This window comes from Pseudoalteromonas sp. NEC-BIFX-2020_015 (assembly GCF_012952265.1).
GTDB classification, from domain to species: domain Bacteria; phylum Pseudomonadota; class Gammaproteobacteria; order Enterobacterales; family Alteromonadaceae; genus Pseudoalteromonas; species Pseudoalteromonas neustonica.
In genome coordinates, this window is the sequence record NZ_JABCJL010000091.1 from 1 (window position 1) to 687 (window position 687).

Sequence of the window (687 nt, forward strand, 5' to 3'; positions counted from 1 at the left end):
AAGGGTTCTTCCTAGGGGCGATTGACTCTTTGTTGCTCGGTTTTGACTTAGCCCGCTAGGTTACAAACCTCGCGCCGCGATTAAATCGCCCCTAGATTGAACAAATTTCAATCCACAAAGGTCAACACGCCCTAGAAGCCTGCCTTTGGTCTTGAAGGCACAATACGGATATAAAAAATATTATACTCAAGCGCAGGTAGATAGTGTTATCAAACGAAAGAGAATTGGTAATCACAGTAGTACGGATGTGATCGATAACTGCTATGCATATGCAATGTATTGTTCCCCAGCAGAATTTAAAAATATTTATGATAGTGCTGTCGAGTCTTGCGATTATATTGCTATGCGTAGTGATGTATCTGATACTTTATTTAACGGAGTATCTGATTTTTCATTCGCCACACTTTTAGCCGAATCATCAAATTCAGCGTTAAATTCTTCGGGGAGTTTTGGAGGCGGAGATGGCGGTACAGATGGCGGCGGGGGAGGTGGTGATTAGTCGTCACTCAGTAATATACCCAAGCCACCTCAAAATGCAGTTTCAGTTGGAGTTAAAAGCGATTTAGGCAAGGCATTGGTGCGTCAAGCTAAGCTTGATCCATCTTGCAGGGTGCAAGTCCCTGCCGGGCAAGGTCTAACTAACCACCCGTATTGAGTGTTGCGCCTTTGGCGGAGTGTGGGATTAGC

Annotated in this window: 1 protein-coding gene; it reads left to right on the forward strand. The window is 44.7% G+C overall.

The window, feature by feature from the left end:
• Positions 1–145 precede the first annotated feature (145 nt).
• Complete coding sequence (locus tag HH219_RS21680; RefSeq protein ID WP_349251636.1) at positions 146–499, forward strand: DUF6559 family protein; 354 nt, start codon at positions 146–148, stop codon at positions 497–499.
• Positions 500–687 lie beyond the last annotated feature (188 nt).